15 protein-coding genes are annotated in these 16,672 nt (G+C 51.1%); 13 read left to right on the forward strand and 2 right to left on the reverse strand.

Going from position 1 to position 16,672, the window contains the following annotated elements:
- Positions 1–413, reverse strand: a 413-nt coding sequence (locus tag ACUU1M_RS07710; RefSeq protein WP_449144659.1) for an MASE1 domain-containing protein, incomplete at its 3' end; no start/stop codon positions are given.
- Positions 414–730: 317 nt separating this feature from the next.
- Between ACUU1M_RS07710 and udk the strand changes: the two genes are divergently transcribed.
- The 3 genes from udk to asmA all read left to right on the forward strand — a co-directional run bounded on the left by udk (position 731) and on the right by asmA (position 3,920).
- Entirely contained in the window at positions 731–1,372 is a 642-nt protein-coding gene (gene udk, locus ACUU1M_RS07715) for a uridine kinase (protein WP_001295424.1), read from the forward strand.
- Between the two features lie 91 nt (positions 1,373–1,463).
- On the forward strand, positions 1,464–2,045 hold the full coding sequence (gene dcd / locus ACUU1M_RS07720) for a dCTP deaminase (RefSeq protein WP_001234767.1): 582 nt from the start codon (positions 1,464–1,466) through the stop codon (positions 2,043–2,045).
- A gap of 21 nt (positions 2,046–2,066) precedes the next feature.
- On the forward strand, positions 2,067–3,920 hold the full coding sequence (asmA, locus tag ACUU1M_RS07725; RefSeq protein WP_001252353.1) for an outer membrane assembly protein AsmA: 1,854 nt from the start codon (positions 2,067–2,069) through the stop codon (positions 3,918–3,920).
- A gap of 451 nt (positions 3,921–4,371) precedes the next feature.
- Here the strand turns inward: asmA and ACUU1M_RS07730 are convergent, their stop codons facing one another.
- The gene (locus ACUU1M_RS07730) at positions 4,372–5,955 is read right to left on the reverse strand and encodes a TerC family protein (protein WP_005075687.1); all 1,584 of its coding nucleotides are present in this window, start codon (positions 5,953–5,955) and stop codon (positions 4,372–4,374) included.
- 658 nt (positions 5,956–6,613) lie between these two features.
- On the opposite strand from ACUU1M_RS07730, the gene wza reads away from it, so the two are divergent.
- The 10 genes from wza (at position 6,614) to gmd (ending at position 16,670) form a co-directional block, all read left to right on the forward strand.
- Positions 6,614–7,753: a polysaccharide export protein Wza gene (gene wza, locus ACUU1M_RS07735; protein ID WP_000978094.1), complete on the forward strand. Its 1,140-nt coding sequence runs from the start codon at positions 6,614–6,616 to the stop codon at positions 7,751–7,753.
- A 5-nt stretch (positions 7,754–7,758) separates the two neighbouring features.
- Positions 7,759–8,202, forward strand: coding sequence for a low molecular weight protein-tyrosine-phosphatase Wzb (gene wzb, locus ACUU1M_RS07740; protein ID WP_000482888.1), 444 nt, complete (start codon positions 7,759–7,761; stop codon positions 8,200–8,202).
- Positions 8,203–8,204: 2 nt separating this feature from the next.
- Complete coding sequence (gene wzc / locus ACUU1M_RS07745) at positions 8,205–10,367, forward strand: tyrosine-protein kinase Wzc (RefSeq protein WP_000137115.1); 2,163 nt, start codon at positions 8,205–8,207, stop codon at positions 10,365–10,367.
- A gap of 92 nt (positions 10,368–10,459) precedes the next feature.
- Positions 10,460–11,299 (forward strand): colanic acid biosynthesis glycosyltransferase WcaA, encoded by an 840-nt coding sequence (gene wcaA / locus ACUU1M_RS07750; protein ID WP_000654498.1) that lies wholly within the window; start codon positions 10,460–10,462, stop codon positions 11,297–11,299.
- Positions 11,300–11,301: 2 nt separating this feature from the next.
- The gene (wcaB, locus tag ACUU1M_RS07755) at positions 11,302–11,772 is read left to right on the forward strand and encodes a colanic acid biosynthesis acetyltransferase WcaB (RefSeq protein WP_000888738.1); all 471 of its coding nucleotides are present in this window, start codon (positions 11,302–11,304) and stop codon (positions 11,770–11,772) included.
- 14 nt (positions 11,773–11,786) lie between these two features.
- Positions 11,787–13,010: a colanic acid biosynthesis glycosyltransferase WcaC gene (wcaC, locus tag ACUU1M_RS07760; RefSeq protein ID WP_449144658.1), complete on the forward strand. Its 1,224-nt coding sequence runs from the start codon at positions 11,787–11,789 to the stop codon at positions 13,008–13,010.
- Positions 12,985–14,202 carry a colanic acid polymerase WcaD gene (gene wcaD / locus ACUU1M_RS07765; RefSeq protein WP_152028869.1) on the forward strand — a complete coding sequence of 406 codons (1,218 nt, stop codon included), beginning with the start codon at positions 12,985–12,987 and terminating at the stop codon, positions 14,200–14,202. The genes wcaC and wcaD overlap by 26 nt, the downstream gene beginning before the upstream one ends.
- Before the next feature lie 10 nt (positions 14,203–14,212).
- The gene (gene wcaE, locus ACUU1M_RS07770; RefSeq protein WP_000927098.1) at positions 14,213–14,959 is read left to right on the forward strand and encodes a colanic acid biosynthesis glycosyltransferase WcaE; all 747 of its coding nucleotides are present in this window, start codon (positions 14,213–14,215) and stop codon (positions 14,957–14,959) included.
- Positions 14,960–14,974: 15 nt separating this feature from the next.
- On the forward strand, positions 14,975–15,523 hold the full coding sequence (gene wcaF / locus ACUU1M_RS07775; protein ID WP_001153543.1) for a colanic acid biosynthesis acetyltransferase WcaF: 549 nt from the start codon (positions 14,975–14,977) through the stop codon (positions 15,521–15,523).
- Between the two features lie 25 nt (positions 15,524–15,548).
- Positions 15,549–16,670, forward strand: coding sequence for a GDP-mannose 4,6-dehydratase (gene gmd / locus ACUU1M_RS07780; RefSeq protein WP_000048190.1), 1,122 nt, complete (start codon positions 15,549–15,551; stop codon positions 16,668–16,670).
- Positions 16,671–16,672: the final 2 nt, after the last annotated feature.

Below are 16,672 nucleotides of genomic sequence, written 5' to 3' on the forward strand. Positions count from 1 at the left end.
AACAGAGGCGGAACAATGGCGCTGCCGAATGCCAGACGCAGCCAGTCAGCCAGATTTTGCAAGGGGTTATACCACGGCAGCAATTTACGTAGCAGCACTGCCCCGACCACGGCTTCAACAATATTGATGGTCGTCCAGGTCATGTTCAGCGAGCTGGTGGAAAAAAGCAGGATGGATGCGGCGATATTTCCCAGCGAACAGCTCAGCGCAATTCCCGGCCACATGCGCCCGGCATGGCGATAAAACGCCACCATCATGATGGACGTCGGGAACCACAGTGGGGCGAGTTGGGTGCCAAACTGCGAAAGCTCAAGCGAGACAAGGGTAAAGATAAACGAGACTAAACCTAAACTGACCAGGTGAAGCAGCGGGTGGGGCAGGGCAATTAATACATGCTGTGATTGTTTGCTTATTACCGCTTTATCCGCAAGGCCAGGTCGCCAGTATTCGTTTCTGTGTTTATGCTAGTACAAAAGTTTTACATTTTATATGCGAATTGCTCATAAAGTGACGTAAAGGCGGATAATTTGCGCAACTGCGTATAACATTTTTTACCTTACATAAAACTGATCAACGTAATTTGCCACCGGGAATTCTTTGTCAACAATTAACTCTGAGCGCGCGGCAACGCTATTCGACTGGTATCAGACGGATGAAATCCCTATAATTGCCGCGTTTGGCGCTTCGTCGCCCCCTTCCTAACATCCAGGTTAATCAGGTCGCTAAATATATGACTGATCAGTCTCATCAGTGCGTCATTATCGGTATCGCTGGCGCATCGGCTTCCGGCAAGAGTCTTATTGCCAGTACCCTTTATCGTGAATTACGTGAGCAAGTCGGTGATGAACACATCGGCGTAATTCCCGAAGACTGCTATTACAAAGATCAAAGCCATCTGTCGATGGAAGAACGCGTTAAGACCAACTACGACCATCCCAGCGCGATGGATCACAGCCTGTTGCTTGAGCATTTACAAGCGTTGAAACGCGGCTCGGCAATTGACCTGCCGGTTTACAGCTATGTTGAACATACGCGTATGAAAGAAACGGTGACGGTTGAGCCGAAGAAGGTCATCATTCTCGAAGGCATTTTGTTACTGACGGATGCGCGTTTGCGTGACGAACTTAACTTCTCCATTTTCGTTGATACCCCGCTGGATATCTGCCTGATGCGCCGCATCAAGCGTGACGTTAACGAGCGTGGGCGTTCAATGGATTCCGTGATGGCGCAATATCAAAAAACCGTGCGCCCGATGTTCCTGCAATTCATTGAGCCTTCTAAACAATATGCGGACATTATCGTGCCGCGCGGCGGGAAAAACCGCATCGCGATCGATATATTGAAAGCGAAAATAAGTCAGTTCTTTGAATAAGCTTGATAAATTGTGTACCGTTCAGTGATAAGCTGGTATGCCCTTGACGTAATTGGCGTTAAGGGAGTGATGCGCGAAAGGAGAAAATGCCATGCGTCTGTGTGACCGAGATATTGAAGCCTGGCTTGATGAAGGCCGTTTGTCGATCAACCCACGTCCGCCAGTGGAGCGTATTAACGGCGCGACGGTGGATGTACGCCTGGGCAATAAATTTCGTACCTTCCGTGGTCACACGGCAGCGTTTATCGATCTGAGCGGTCCCAAAGATGAAGTGAGCGCCGCGCTTGACCGCGTGATGAGCGATGAGATCGTTCTCGACGAGGGCGAGGCGTTCTATCTTCACCCAGGAGAGCTGGCGCTGGCGGTGACGCTGGAGTCGGTGACGCTGCCAGCCGATCTGGTGGGCTGGCTGGACGGGCGTTCCTCTTTGGCGCGTCTGGGGCTGATGGTGCACGTCACCGCGCACCGTATCGATCCGGGCTGGTCTGGTTGCATTGTGCTGGAGTTCTACAACTCCGGTAAGCTGCCGCTGGCGCTGCGTCCGGGCATGTTAATTGGTGCGCTGAGCTTTGAGCCGCTTTCCGGCCCGGCGGCGCGACCTTACAACCGCCGTGAAGATGCGAAATATCGCAACCAGCAGGGCGCGGTAGCCAGCCGAATCGATAAAGACTAATTCAGGCCCATTGAGGATACCATGAGACGATTTCTGACGACGCTGATGATACTCCTGGTCGTGCTGGTGGCCGGGTTATCTGCGTTAGTGTTGCTGGTGAATCCGAATGATTTCCGCGACTATATGGTCAAGCAAGTTGCTGCACGTAGCGGTTATCAATTGCAGCTCGACGGGCCACTGCGTTGGCACGTCTGGCCGCAGCTTAGTATCCTCTCCGGGCGAATGTCTCTCACCGCCCAGGGCGCAAGCCAGCCACTGGTTCGCGCCGACAACATGCGTCTGGACGTGGCGCTTTTACCACTACTGAGTCATCAACTGAGCGTTAAGCAGGTGATGCTAAAAGGGGCAGTGATCCAACTGACGCCGCAGACGGAAGCGGTGCGCAGTGAAGACGCTCCGGTTGCACCGCGCGACAATACCTTGCCGGATCTGTCAGACGATCGCGGATGGTCGTTTGATATATCCAGTCTTAAGGTGGCGGACAGCGTTCTGGTGTTCCAGCATGAAGATGACGAGCAGGTGACAATCCGCAATATCCGCCTGCAAATGGAACAAGATCCCCAACATCGTGGCTCATTTGAGTTCTCCGGGCGGGTTAATCGCGATCAGCGCGATCTCACGATATCCCTTAACGGTACGGTAGATGCTTCTGATTATCCACATGATTTAACAGCGGCTATTGAACAAATTAACTGGCAGTTGCAGGGTGCCGATTTACCAAAACAAGGTATTCAGGGGCAGGGGAGTTTCCAGTCCCAGTGGCAGGAGTCACATAAACGCCTTTCATTTAACCAAATTAGTTTGATCGCCAATGACAGTACGCTGAGCGGGCAAGCACAGGTCACGCTGACAGAGAAACCGGAATGGCAGCTGAGACTGCAATTCCCGCAACTGAATCTTGACAACCTCATCCCGCTTAATGAAACCGCGAATGGTGAAAACGGTGCCGCGCAGCAGGGGCAGAGCCAATCAACGTTGCCGCGCCCGGTCATTTCTTCGCGTATTGATGAACCGGCCTATCAGGGACTGCAAGGCTTTACAGCTGATATTTTGTTGCAGGCCAGTAACGTGCGCTGGCGCGGAATGAATTTTACAGATGTTGCCACGCAAATGACCAACAAGTCGGGTTTGCTGGAAATTACTCAACTGCAGGGCAAGCTTAACGGTGGAAAGGTTTCACTGCCGGGCACGCTGGACGCGACATCAATAAATCCGCGGATAAACTTCCAGCCACGGCTGGAGAACGTTGAGATTGGTACCATTCTGAAGGCGTTTAACTATCCGATTTCGTTGACCGGAAAAATGTCACTGGCTGGTGATTTCTCCGGTGCTGACATAGATGCCGACGCATTCCGCCACAACTGGCAAGGGCAGGCGCATGTTGAGATGACCGACACACGTATGGAAGGGATGAACTTCCAGCAGATGATTCAGCAAGCGGTAGAGCGTAATGGCGGTGATGTGAAGGCCGCTGAAAACTTCGATAACGTGACGCGGCTTGACCGCTTTACCACCGATTTGACGTTGAAGGATGGCGTCGTGACGTTAAACGACATGCAAGGTCAATCGCCTGTGCTGGCGCTGACAGGGGAAGGCATGTTGAATCTGGCAGATCAAACCTGCGACACCCAGTTTGATATTCGGGTCGTGGGTGGCTGGAACGGGGAAAGCAAACTGATTGATTTCCTCAAAGAAACGCCAGTACCGCTGCGGGTTTATGGCAACTGGCAGCAACTCAATTACAGCCTGCAAGTGGATCAGTTACTGCGCAAACATCTACAGGACGAAGCGAAACGTCGCCTGAATGACTGGGCCGAGCGGAATAAAGATTCCCGCAATGGCAAAGATGTGAAGAAGTTGCTGGAGAAGATGTAGGTTACCAGGTGACCTGTCCTGTAGGCCTGATAAGACGCGTAAAGCGTCGCATCAGGCGTTCACGGCGGCACTATTATATTCTGAATATGTAAGATCGAAGGCTGTTCCGTTCACTTGATGTTCCTCGCTACTATGGAACGCTCAAGCCGGTGAACGTGCCAGGGTGGCTCAATCTCCACCACCCTGGCAACCCGGGCTCCCGGCGGTAAATCGCCGCTGGCGCGGTTCCCTCATCTTATTCCTTTCGGCTATCGGGTACGGGCGCGAGGTAACATCCCTGTAAAACGCGCCCTCAGCCCACATCCATGTGGGCTGCCCCAGCCTACAGGAAACGATTCGGCGATTTACAGCCGGACCCACACCCCCGCTGTGATGTCCGTTTACCACAGACAACGCTTCATTGCTGAAGTTATAAGGCGTTACGCAGCATTGGGTAAAATGGCCGATACCATCACACCGCGTACTCCATCTCGCCATCCTTACGCAGCGGTATAATCTGCACCTTCTGCACGCGATGGCTTTCCACCTGCAACGTTTTAAGCAAATAATCCCCCACCTGAACTTCTTCGCCAGGTTTTGGAATACGCTGCAAATACTCCATCAACAGCCCGGCAATGGTGTGATATTCACGTTTTTCATCCAGCGGCAGCGGCACATATTGCACCAGATCCTCCAGCGGCATATGACCATTCGCCGTCCAGGAACCGTCCGCATTCTTCTGAATATCATGGCGGGCGTCGATCTCTTCCACTTCGTTCGGTAAGTTACCGGCAATGGTTTCAGTGACGTCACTTAATGTCACAATCCCTTCCACCGAGCCAAACTCATCCACCACAAAAGCAAAGTGCGTGCGGGCATTACGGAACTGCTCCAGGGCTGGTAACAACGGCAAGGTTTCCGGGAACACCAGCGGCTGGCGAATCAACACCCGCAGGTTGAGCGGTTCGCCGCGCAGTGACTGTTGTAGCAGGTCGATAACGTGAACAACACCGAGCAAATCTTCTGCGTCATCACCGTCGGTAACCACCAGCCGCGTATGCTGATTTCGCTCCAGCAACTGGCGGATTTCTTCTTCCGGCGCGTTGAGATCGATATGCTCAATATCGTGGCGCGACGTCATAATGCTGCTGACGGTACGCTGGTTAAGATTAAGTACCCGCTCAATCATCCGCCGTTCCTGCGGATTAAAGATCTGCTGGTTTCCATGATCCACCAGCATGGACGCGGTTTCGGCGTCCAGTTCCGCATCTTCTTTTTGCCCGCTAAGCAGGCGCATTACCGCTTCGGTAGTCCGCTGGCGTAGCGTCTGATTAGCGGAAAGAAAACGTCGCCGGTTAAAGATAGCCAACTGATTGAGTGCCTCGATCATCACCGAGAAACCAATGGCAGCGTACAGGTAGCCTTTCGGAATGACGAAGCCGAAACCTTCTGCCACCAAGCTAAAGCCAATCATCAACAGGAAGCTTAAGCAGAGAATAACGATGGTCGGGTGACTGTTAACAAATTGCGTTAACGGCTTGCTGGCCATCAACATCAGGCTGATAGCGATAACCACGGCGGCCATCATGACCAGTAAATGGTCGACCATCCCGACGGCGGTAATCACTGAGTCGAGTGAGAAAATGGCGTCCAGTACCACAATTTGCGTCACCACGCCCCAGAACTTCGCACCTTTGCGTTGTGTGGGATTATTGCTGTCTTTCCCTTCCAGCCGTTCGTTCAGCTCCATCGTGGCTTTGAACAACAGGAAGAAACCACCAAACAGCATGATTAAGTCGCGGGCGCTAAAGGTAAACGAGCGGAAGCTGAACAGCGGTTGAGTCAGGGTGACCAGCCAGGAGATTGACGCCAGCAGTAACAGGCGCATTAACATCGCCAGCAGCAGCCCGGTAACCCGTGCGCGGTCGCGCTGCTTCGGCGGTAGTTTTTCGGCGAGGATGGCAATAAAGACCAGGTTATCAATGCCGAGGACCAGTTCGATCACAATCAGCGTGATTAACCCGGCCCAGATAGACGGATCGGCAATCCATTCCATAGTAAGTACAAAACCTATTCGTTGTATGACAAATGTCACAATTCGATCATGGATAAATCGGGGCAAAAATGCAATGTTGCAGCACTATTTATCTCATATTATTTGAGGGTAATAACCTCACATTATCCCTGAATTAAAAACGGTAATAATAAAACATTATTTAAGAAATATCGCATGTGGAGACGCAATATTAAATATTGTCAACCTAAAGAAACTCCTAAAAACCATATTGAATGACACTTAATATAACTCTTAAAAATAGCCAATTGCCGAATTGTTACCTTGCCTGCTATTCCGTTAGCTGTAACACTTCCTCCTGCATTATTGGCGAGCCAATATTCAATTACCATAATGTCACCTTATATTCGGAAGTTAATTTCCGCAATAACCCTTTCTCATCAACGATTGTATGCAGAGAGGGTTTGAAAAATTAAGCTCAATCAGTGTATTGGTAGCTAAAAAGCCAGGGGCGGTAGCGTGTCTGGATGCCTGAAAGACCAGTCTGAATTATTCTGTCAATAGCCTGCGGATGAAATCAATTTTTTTAGGACTGATGCCAGTTAAATTTTTATTCAATTAACCGCAAGGTAAATGTGCATGGCGACATTGCTATTAATAGTGCACAGGATAATTACTCTGCCAAAGTGATAAATAAACAATGATGAAATCCAAAATGAAATTGATGCCATTATTGGTGTCAGTAACCTTGATAAGCGGTTGCACAGTACTTCCGGGCAGCAATATGTCGACGATGGGCAAAGACGTCATCAAACAGCAGGACGCTGATTTCGATCTCGACAAAATGGTGAATGTTTATCCGCTGACCCCGCGCCTGATTGACCAATTACGCCCACGCCCGAATGTAGCGCGCCCCAATATGACGCTGGAAAGCGAGATCGCGAATTACCAGTATCGCGTCGGGCCGGGGGACGTTCTTAATGTCACCGTCTGGGATCACCCGGAACTCACCACGCCAGCTGGTCAGTACCGCAGCTCCAGCGACACCGGCAACTGGGTACAGCCTGACGGCACTATGTTTTACCCGTATATCGGCAAGGTTCACGTAGTCGGGAAAACGCTCGCTGAAATCCGCAGTGATATTACCGGGCGCTTAGCGACGTACATCGCTGACCCGCAGGTGGACGTTAATATCGCCGCCTTCCGCTCACAAAAGGCCTATATCTCAGGTCAGGTGAATAAATCCGGTCAACAGGCGATCACCAACGTACCACTGACCATTCTCGACGCCATCAACGCCGCAGGTGGCCTGACCGACACCGCTGACTGGCGCAACGTGGTGCTAACACACAATGGTCGTGAAGAACGCATTTCTTTACAGGCGCTGATGCAAAACGGCGACCTCAATCAGAACCGACTGCTTTATCCCGGCGATATTCTCTACGTGCCGCGTAATGATGATCTGAAAGTATTTGTGATGGGTGAAGTGAAGAAACAGAGCACCCTGAAAATGGACTTTAGCGGCATGACCCTGACTGAAGCTCTGGGCAATGCCGAAGGTATCGACATGACCACCTCCAACGCCAGCGGCATCTTTGTCATTCGTCCGCTGAAAGGCGAGGGCGGGCGTAACGGCAAGATTGCCAATATCTACCAGCTGGATATGTCCGATGCGACGTCGCTGGTGATGGCGACAGAATTCCGCCTGCAACCTTATGACGTGGTGTATGTCACCACCGCCCCGGTTTCCCGCTGGAACCGTCTGATCAATCAGTTGCTGCCAACTATTAGCGGTGTCCGTTACATGACGGATACAGCCAGCGACATTCATAACTGGTAATCGTCATGTTTAACAACATCTTAGTTGTCTGTGTCGGCAATATTTGCCGTTCCCCGATGGCGGAACGCTTACTGCAACGTTATCACCCGGAACTGAAAGTGGAGTCCGCTGGACTCGGCGCGCTGGTCGGTAAGGGCGCTGATCCTACCGCTATCAGCGTCGCCGCAGAACATCAACTGTCTCTGGAAGGCCACTGTGCACGACAAATCAGCCGCCGCCTGTGTCGCAACTATGACCTGATTTTGACCATGGATAAGCGCCATATCGAACGCTTATGCGAGATGGCACCGGAGATGCGCGGCAAAGTGATGCTGTTTGGTCACTGGGATAACGAATGTGAAATCCCCGATCCGTATCGCAAAAGCCGGGAAACGTTTGCAGCGGTGTACACATTACTTGAACGGTCTGCCCGCCAGTGGGCGCAGGCATTGAACGCAGAGCAGGTATAAGAATGACAGAAAAAGTAAAACAACATGCCGCTCCGGTAACGGGCAGTGATGAAATCGATATTGGTCGCCTGGTCGGCACCGTCATTGAAGCGCGCTGGTGGGTGATTGGCATCACCGCCGTATTTGCCCTCTGTGCCGTGGTTTACACTTTCTTCGCCACGCCGATTTATAGTGCCGACGCACTGGTACAAATCGAGCAAAACAGCGGCAATTCGCTGGTGCAGGATATCGGCTCGGCATTAGCCAACAAACCGCCTGCATCGGACGCCGAGATCCAGTTGATTCGTTCGCGTCTGGTGCTTGGTAAAACGGTGGACGATCTCGACCTCGATATTGCGGTGAGCAAAAACACGTTCCCGATTTTCGGGGCGGGCTGGGATCGCCTGATGGGGCGTCAGAACGAGACGGTGAAAGTGACTACCTTTAACCGCCCGAAAGAGATGGCGGATCAGGTGTTTACGCTTAATGTGCTGGATGACAAAAACTACACCCTGAGCAGTGATGGCGGCTTTAGCGCCCGTGGGCAAGCGGGCCAGATGCTGAAAAAAGAAGGCGTCACGCTGATGGTTGAAGCCATTCACGCCCGCCCGGGCAGTGAGTTTACCGTCACCAAATACTCCACGTTGGGGATGATCAACCAACTGCAAAACAGCCTGACGGTAACGGAGAACGGCAAAGACGCAGGCGTACTGAGCCTGACTTATACCGGTGAAGATCGCGAACAGATCCGCGACATTCTTAACAGCATCGCTCGTAACTATCAGGAACAAAATATTGAGCGCAAATCGGCGGAAGCGTCGAAAAGCCTCGCTTTCCTCGCGCAACAGTTACCGGAAGTACGTAGCCGCCTCGATGTTGCCGAAAACAAACTGAATGCCTTCCGTCAGGATAAAGATTCTGTTGATCTGCCGCTTGAAGCGAAAGCGGTGCTCGATTCGATGGTGAACATCGACGCGCAGTTGAACGAACTGACCTTTAAAGAGGCGGAAATCTCCAAGCTGTACACCAAAGTTCACCCGGCGTACCGCACGCTGCTGGAGAAACGTCAGGCGCTGGAAGAAGAGAAAGCCAAACTTAACGGTCGCGTAACGGCGATGCCGAAAACCCAGCAGGAAATTGTCCGTCTGACCCGCGATGTCGAGTCTGGTCAGCAGGTCTATATGCAACTGCTGAATAAAGAGCAGGAGCTGAAAATCACCGAAGCCAGCACCGTCGGCGATGTGCGCATTATTGACCCGGCAATCACCCAGCCTGGCGTGCTAAAACCGAAGAAAGGGCTGATTATCCTCGGCGCGATTATCCTTGGCCTGATGCTCTCTATCGTGGGTGTGCTGCTGCGCTCGTTGTTTAATCGCGGCATCGAAAGCCCGCAAGTGCTGGAAGAACACGGAATCAGCGTCTATGCCAGCATCCCGCTGTCGGAGTGGCAGAAAGCGCGCGATAGCGTCAAAACCATCAAAGGGGTTAAACGCTATAAACAGAGCCAGCTACTGGCAGTGGGGAATCCAACCGATCTGGCGATTGAAGCCATCCGTAGTCTGCGTACCAGTCTGCACTTCGCGATGATGCAGGCGCAGAACAATGTGTTGATGATGACCGGGGTTAGCCCGTCAATCGGTAAAACCTTTGTCTGCGCCAACCTGGCGGCGGTGATCAGCCAGACCAATAAACACGTGTTGTTGATCGACTGCGATATGCGCAAAGGCTACACCCACGAGCTGTTGGGCACCAATAATGTCAATGGGCTGTCGGAGATTCTGATTGGTCAGGGCGATATTACTACCGCTGCTAAACCGACCTCTATTGCCAAATTTGACCTGATCCCGCGCGGTCAGGTGCCGCCAAATCCTTCTGAACTGTTAATGAGCGAACGCTTTGCCGAACTGGTGAACTGGGCGAGTAAAAACTATGACCTGGTGTTGATTGATACGCCGCCGATTCTGGCAGTGACCGATGCGGCAATTGTTGGTCGTCATGTCGGAACCACGTTAATGGTGGCGCGTTATGCGGTCAACACATTGAAAGAAGTGGAAACCAGTCTGAGCCGCTTTGAGCAAAACGGTATTCCGGTGAAAGGGGTGATTCTGAACTCCATCTTCCGCCGCGCCAGCGCGTATCAGGATTATGGCTATTACGAATACGAATATAAGTCGGATGCGAAATAACGACGCCTGCATTCGCACCGCCCCGTAGGCCGGATAAGGCGCTCACGCCGCATCCGGCAAGCAAACCAGCTCATAAGCCGGGAGAACAACCTATGAAAGACAATCCGCTGATCTCAATCTATATGCCAACCTGGAACCGCCAACAACTGGCGATTCGGGCGATAAAATCGGTCCTGCGCCAGGACTACAGCAACTGGGAGATGATCATCGTGGATGATTGCTCCACCTCCTGGGAACAACTGCAACAGTACGTCACTGCCCTCAACGATCCGCGTATCACTTACATCCACAACGACATTAACAGCGGGGCGTGCGCGGTGCGTAACCAGGCGATTATGCTGGCGCAAGGGGAATACATCACCGGGATCGATGATGATGATGAATGGACGCCCAACCGCCTGAGCGTCTTCCTCGCCCATAAACAGCAACTGGTCACACACGCCTTTTTGTACGCTAACGACTACGTTTGCCAGGGAGATGTTTATTCCCAACCGGCGAGCTTACCACTGTATCCCAAATCGCCGTACTCACGCCGCCTGTTCTATAAACGCAATATCATTGGCAATCAGGTCTTTACCTGGGCATGGCGTTTCAAAGAGTGTTTGTTCGATACCGAACTGAAAGCAGCACAGGATTACGACATATTCCTGCGGATGGTGGTGGAGTACGGCGAACCGTGGAAAGTGGAAGAGGCGACGCAGATCCTGCATATCAATCACGGCGAAATGCAGATCACCTCGTCACCGAAAAAATTCTCCGGATACTTCCACTTTTACCGCAAGCACAAAGACAAATTCGACCGCGCCAGTAAAAAATATCAGCTGTTTACCCTCTACCAGATCCGCAATAAACGTATGACCTGGCGCACCTTGTTGACGCTGCTGTCGGTGCGTAACGGCAAACGTCTGGCTGATGGTATTCGGGGGCGCTAAAGATGCTGGAAGATCTGCGCGCCAACAGCTGGAGTTTACGCCCGTGCTGCATGGTACTTGCCTATCGCGTCGCTCATTTTTGTTCGGTGTGGCGCAAAAAGAACGTCCTCAACAATCTGTGGGCGGCCCCGCTGCTGGTGCTGTATCGCATTATCACCGAATGCTTTTTCGGTTATGAAATCCAGGCCGCCGCGACCATTGGCCGCCGCTTTACTATCCATCACGGTTACGCCGTAGTGATCAATAAAAACGTGGTGGCGGGGGATGATTTCACCATTCGCCACGGCGTCACTATCGGCAATCGGGGTGCCGATAACATGGCATGTCCACACATTGGCAACGGCGTCGAACTCGGTGCCAACGTCATTATTCTTGGTGATATCACGCTTGGTAACAACGTCACCGTGGGTGCGGGCAGCATGGTGCTCGACTCTGTCCCGGACAACGCGCTGGTAGTGGGAGAAAAAGCGTGAGTGAAGGTAATTAAATGAATATTCTGCAATTTAATGTGCGACTGGCGGAAGGCGGGGCAGCAGGTGTGGCGTTAGATCTCCACCAGCGTGCGCTGCAACAGGGGCTGGCGTCACATTTTGTCTACGGCTACGGCTACGGCAAAGGCGGCAAAGAGAGCGTCAGCCATCAGAACTATCCGCAGGTCATCAAACATACGCCGCGGATGACCGCGATGGCGAACATTGCGTTGTTTCGTCTGTTTAATCGCGATCTGTTCGGCAATTTCAATGAGTTATATCGCACCATTACTCGCACACCGGGTCCGGTGGTCCTGCATTTTTATGTGCTGCACAGCTACTGGTTGAATCTTAACAGCGTGGTGCGCTTTTGCGAAAAAGTGAAAAACCATAAACCGGATGTCACCCTGGTCTGGACGCTGCACGACCACTGGAGTGTAACCGGACGCTGCGCCTTTACCGACGGTTGCGAAGGCTGGAAAACGGGCTGCCAGAAATGCCCGACCTTAAATAACTATCCGCCGGTGAAGATTGATCGCGCGCACCAGCTGGTGGCGGGCAAACGCCAGTTATTCCGCGAGATGCTGGCGCTGGGCTGTCAGTTTATTTCCCCCAGCCAGCATGTGGCTGACGCTTTCAATAGTCTGTACGGGCCAGGGCGTTGCCGGATTATCAATAATGGCATTGATATGGCAACCGAAGCGATTCTGGCAGATCTGCCTCCGGTGCGCGAAACTCAGGGCAAGCCGAAAATCGCGGTGGTGGCGCATGACCTGCGTTACGACGGCAAAACTAACCAGCAACTGGTGCGTGAGATGATGGCGCTGGGCGACAAAATCGAACTGCATACCTTTGGTAAGTTCTCGCCGTTCACCGCTGGCAACGTGGTTAATCACGGCTTTGAAACTGACAAGCGCAAGTTGATGAGCGCGCTCAATCAGATGGATGCGCTGGTGTTCAGTTCTCGTGTCGATAACTACCCGCTGATTTTGTGTGAGGCGCTATCGATTGGCGTGCCGGTGATTGCCACCCATAGCGATGCGGCGCGGGAAGTGCTGCAAAAATCCGGTGGTAAAACCGTCAGTGAAGAAGAGGTGCTGCAACTGGTACAGTTAAGCAAACCGGAAATCGCGCAGGCGATATTTGGTACCACGCTGGCTGAGTTCAGCCAACGCAGTCGCGCCGCCTACAGTGGACAACAGATGCTGGAGGAGTATGTCAACTTCTATCAGAATCTGTAGCTACCTGCTGCTGCCACTGTTCTACCTGCTGGTTAACGTCAAAATCGCCCAGCTTGGCGAAAGTTTCCCCATCACCATCGTCACTTTTTTACCTGTCTTGTTACTGCTGTTTTTAGAACGCATCAGCATTAAAAAATTGATGATTGCCTTAGGGATTGGCGCGGGACTCACGGCGTTTAACTACCTGTTTGGTCAGTCGTTGGATGCCGGTAAATACGTCACTTCAACTATGCTGTTTGTCTATATTGTGATCATTATTGGCATGGTGTGGAGTATTCGTTTTAAAACAATTTCGCCACACAACCATCGTAAGATATTACGTTTCTTTTATCTGGTGGTCGGACTGGTGGTGGCGCTGGCGGCGGTGGAGATGGCGCAAATTATCCTCACCGGTGGCAGCAGTATTATGGAGTCGATTTCGAAATATCTGATTTACAGCAACAGCTATGTGCTGAATTTCATTAAATTCGGCGGCAAGCGCACGACAGCACTTTATTTCGAACCGGCATTTTTCGCTCTGGCATTAATCTCAATTTGGCTCAGCATCAAACAGTTTGGTATCAAAACGCCTAAAACAGATGCTATGATTCTCGCAGGGATAATATTATCCGGATCGTTTTCAGGGGTTATGACCTTTATCCTGTTTTATTTGCTGGAGTGGGCATTTCAATATCTGAATAAAGAGGCGATTAAGAAAAAATTACCGTTAGCATTGATTTCTCTGGCTGTATTCCTGGTTGGTGTGGTAATCGCGTTTCCTTATATTTCCACCCGTCTGGGCGATTTAGGTACGGAAGGATCGTCATCGTATTATCGTATTGTCGGTCCGCTGGTGATGGTCGGTTATTCTTTGACCCATATTGACGGTGTAGTCAGATTTGGCTCACTTTATGAATATGTTGCATCATTCGGAATATTTAACGGTGCGGATGTCGGAAAAACCATAGACAATGGTTTGTATCTGCTGATTATTTATTTTCCCTGGTTCGCGGTGTTTTTATCGCTGTGGTACATGGGGAAAGTGATAAAAATGATGATCAACGCTTTTGGTGATAACCGCAATTTTCGCGTGCAATTATATCTTTTTACTCCGGTATCGCTGTTTTTTACCGGTTCGATATTTAGCCCGGAATATGCATTTTTAATCGTCTGTCCGTTTATTTTGCGAAAAGCGTTAAATATTACGAGGTAAGAATAAGAACATGTTGCTTAGCATAATCACTGTCGCGTTTCGTAACCTCGAAGGGATAGTCAAAACACATGCCTCGCTGGTGCATCTGGCGCAGGCGGACGATATCAGCTTCGAATGGATTGTTGTCGATGGCGGTTCCAACGACCCTACCCGTGAGTATCTGGAAAATCTCAATGGTATCTATAACCTACGCTTTGTCAGCGAGCCAGATAACGGTATCTACGACGCCATGAACAAGGGCATTGCGATGGCACAAGGCAAGTTCGCGTTGTTTCTCAACTCGGGCGATATTTTTCATCAGGATGCCGCAAATTTTGTCCGTAAGTTAAAAATGCAAAAAGATAACGTGATGATCACTGGCGATGCGCTGCTGGATTTTGGCGACGGGCATAAAATTAAACGTAGCGCCAAACCGGGCTGGTATATTTATCACAGCCTGCCCGCCAGCCATCAGGCGATATTTTTCCCGGTATCCGGCTTGAAAAAATGGCGTTATGACCTGGAATATAAAGTTTCTTCTGATTACGCGCTGGCAGCTAAAATGTATAAAGCCGGTTATGCATTTAAAAAACTCAATGGCCTGGTGTCTGAATTTTCTATGGGTGGGGTATCAACCACCAATAATATGGAATTGTGTGCTGACGCCAAAAAAGTCCAACGGCAGATCTTACATGTACCTGGCTTCTGGGCAGAATTATCCTGGCATTTACGCCAACGTACGACAGGTAAGACTAAAGCCTTATATAACAAAGTCTGAATATAAGGAAAACCAATGCAAGATTTAAGCGGTTTCTCGGTGCCGAAAGGGTTCCGGGGCGGCAATGCTATTAAAGTGCAATTATGGTGGGCAGTACAGGCAACAATATTTGCCTGGTCGCCACAAGTATTGTATCGCTGGCGGGCTTTTTTATTACGTTTATTCGGAGCAAAAATAGGAAAAAACGTAGTTATTCGTCCGTCAGTAAAAATTACCTATCCGTGGAAATTAATCTTAGGTGATTACGCGTGGGTCGGCGATGACGTCAATTTATATACCCTCGGTGAAATAACCATTGGCGCACATTCGGTGATATCGCAAAAAAGTTATTTATGCACCGGTAGCCACGACCATGCAAGTCAACATTTCACCATTAACGCCACGCCTATTGTGATTGGCGAGAAATGCTGGCTGGCAACCGATGTCTTTGTTGCCCCAGGCGTCACAATCGGCGACGGCACCGTCGTGGGTGCACGAAGCAGTGTTTTTAAATCGCTTCCGGCAAATGTGGTTTGCCGGGGGAATCCCGCAGTGGTGATACGCGAACGCGTTGAAACTGAATAAATTCAAAAATACAGAGGAATAAGACATGTCAAAAGTCGCTCTCATCACCGGTGTAACCGGACAAGACGGTTCTTACCTGGCAGAGTTTCTGCTGGAAAAAGGTTACGAGGTGCATGGTATTAAGCGTCGCGCATCGTCATTCAACACCGAGCGCGTGGATCACATTTATCAGGATCCGCACACCTGCAACCCGAAATTCCATCTGCATTATGGCGACCTGAGTGATACCTCTAACCTGACGCGCATTTTGCGTGAAGTACAGCCGGATGAAGTGTACAACCTGGGCGCAATGAGCCACGTTGCGGTCTCTTTTGAGTCACCAGAATATACCGCTGACGTCGACGCGATGGGTACGCTGCGCCTGCTGGAGGCGATCCGCTTCCTCGGTCTGGAAAAGAAAACTCGTTTCTATCAGGCTTCCACCTCTGAACTGTATGGTCTGGTGCAGGAAATTCCGCAGAAAGAAACCACGCCGTTCTACCCGCGATCTCCGTATGCGGTCGCCAAACTGTACGCCTACTGGATCACCGTTAACTACCGCGAATCCTACGGCATGTACGCTTGTAACGGAATTCTCTTCAACCATGAATCCCCGCGCCGCGGCGAAACCTTCGTTACCCGCAAAATCACCCGCGCAATCGCCAACATCGCCCAGGGGCTGGAGTCGTGCCTGTACCTCGGCAATATGGATTCCCTGCGTGACTGGGGCCACGCCAAAGACTACGTAAAAATGCAGTGGATGATGCTGCAACAGGAACAGCCGGAAGATTTCGTTATCGCGACCGGCGTTCAGTACTCCGTACGTCAGTTTGTGGAAATGGCGGCAGCACAGCTGGGCATCAAACTGCGCTTTGAAGGCACGGGTGTTGAAGAGAAGGGCATTGTGGTTTCCGTCACCGGGCATGACGCGCCGGGCGTTAAACCGGGTGATGTGATTATCGCCGTTGATCCGCGTTACTTCCGTCCGGCAGAAGTTGAAACGCTGCTCGGCGACCCGACCAAAGCGCACGAAAAACTGGGCTGGAAACCGGAAATCACCCTCAGAGAGATGGTGTCTGAAATGGTGGCTAATGACCTCGAAGCGGCGAAAAAACACTCTCTGCTGAAATCTCACGGCTACGACGTGGCGATCGCGCTGGAGTCATAAGC

The sequence above is a fragment of the Shigella sp. SIG6 genome (assembly GCF_053555815.1).

Coding starts and splice junctions, on each gene's coding strand:
- udk (WP_001295424.1), top strand. CDS start 731: ATGACTGATCAGTCTCATCAGTGCGTCATTATCGGTATCGCTGGCGCA.
- dcd (WP_001234767.1), top strand. CDS start 1,464: ATGCGTCTGTGTGACCGAGATATTGAAGCCTGGCTTGATGAAGGCCGT.
- asmA (WP_001252353.1), top strand. CDS start 2,067: ATGAGACGATTTCTGACGACGCTGATGATACTCCTGGTCGTGCTGGTG.
- ACUU1M_RS07730 (WP_005075687.1), bottom strand. CDS start 5,955: ATGGAATGGATTGCCGATCCGTCTATCTGGGCCGGGTTAATCACGCTG.
- wza (WP_000978094.1), top strand. CDS start 6,614: ATGATGAAATCCAAAATGAAATTGATGCCATTATTGGTGTCAGTAACC.
- wzb (WP_000482888.1), top strand. CDS start 7,759: ATGTTTAACAACATCTTAGTTGTCTGTGTCGGCAATATTTGCCGTTCC.
- wzc (WP_000137115.1), top strand. CDS start 8,205: ATGACAGAAAAAGTAAAACAACATGCCGCTCCGGTAACGGGCAGTGAT.
- wcaA (WP_000654498.1), top strand. CDS start 10,460: ATGAAAGACAATCCGCTGATCTCAATCTATATGCCAACCTGGAACCGC.
- wcaB (WP_000888738.1), top strand. CDS start 11,302: ATGCTGGAAGATCTGCGCGCCAACAGCTGGAGTTTACGCCCGTGCTGC.
- wcaC (WP_449144658.1), top strand. CDS start 11,787: ATGAATATTCTGCAATTTAATGTGCGACTGGCGGAAGGCGGGGCAGCA.
- wcaD (WP_152028869.1), top strand. CDS start 12,985: ATGTCAACTTCTATCAGAATCTGTAGCTACCTGCTGCTGCCACTGTTC.
- wcaE (WP_000927098.1), top strand. CDS start 14,213: ATGTTGCTTAGCATAATCACTGTCGCGTTTCGTAACCTCGAAGGGATA.
- wcaF (WP_001153543.1), top strand. CDS start 14,975: ATGCAAGATTTAAGCGGTTTCTCGGTGCCGAAAGGGTTCCGGGGCGGC.
- gmd (WP_000048190.1), top strand. CDS start 15,549: ATGTCAAAAGTCGCTCTCATCACCGGTGTAACCGGACAAGACGGTTCT.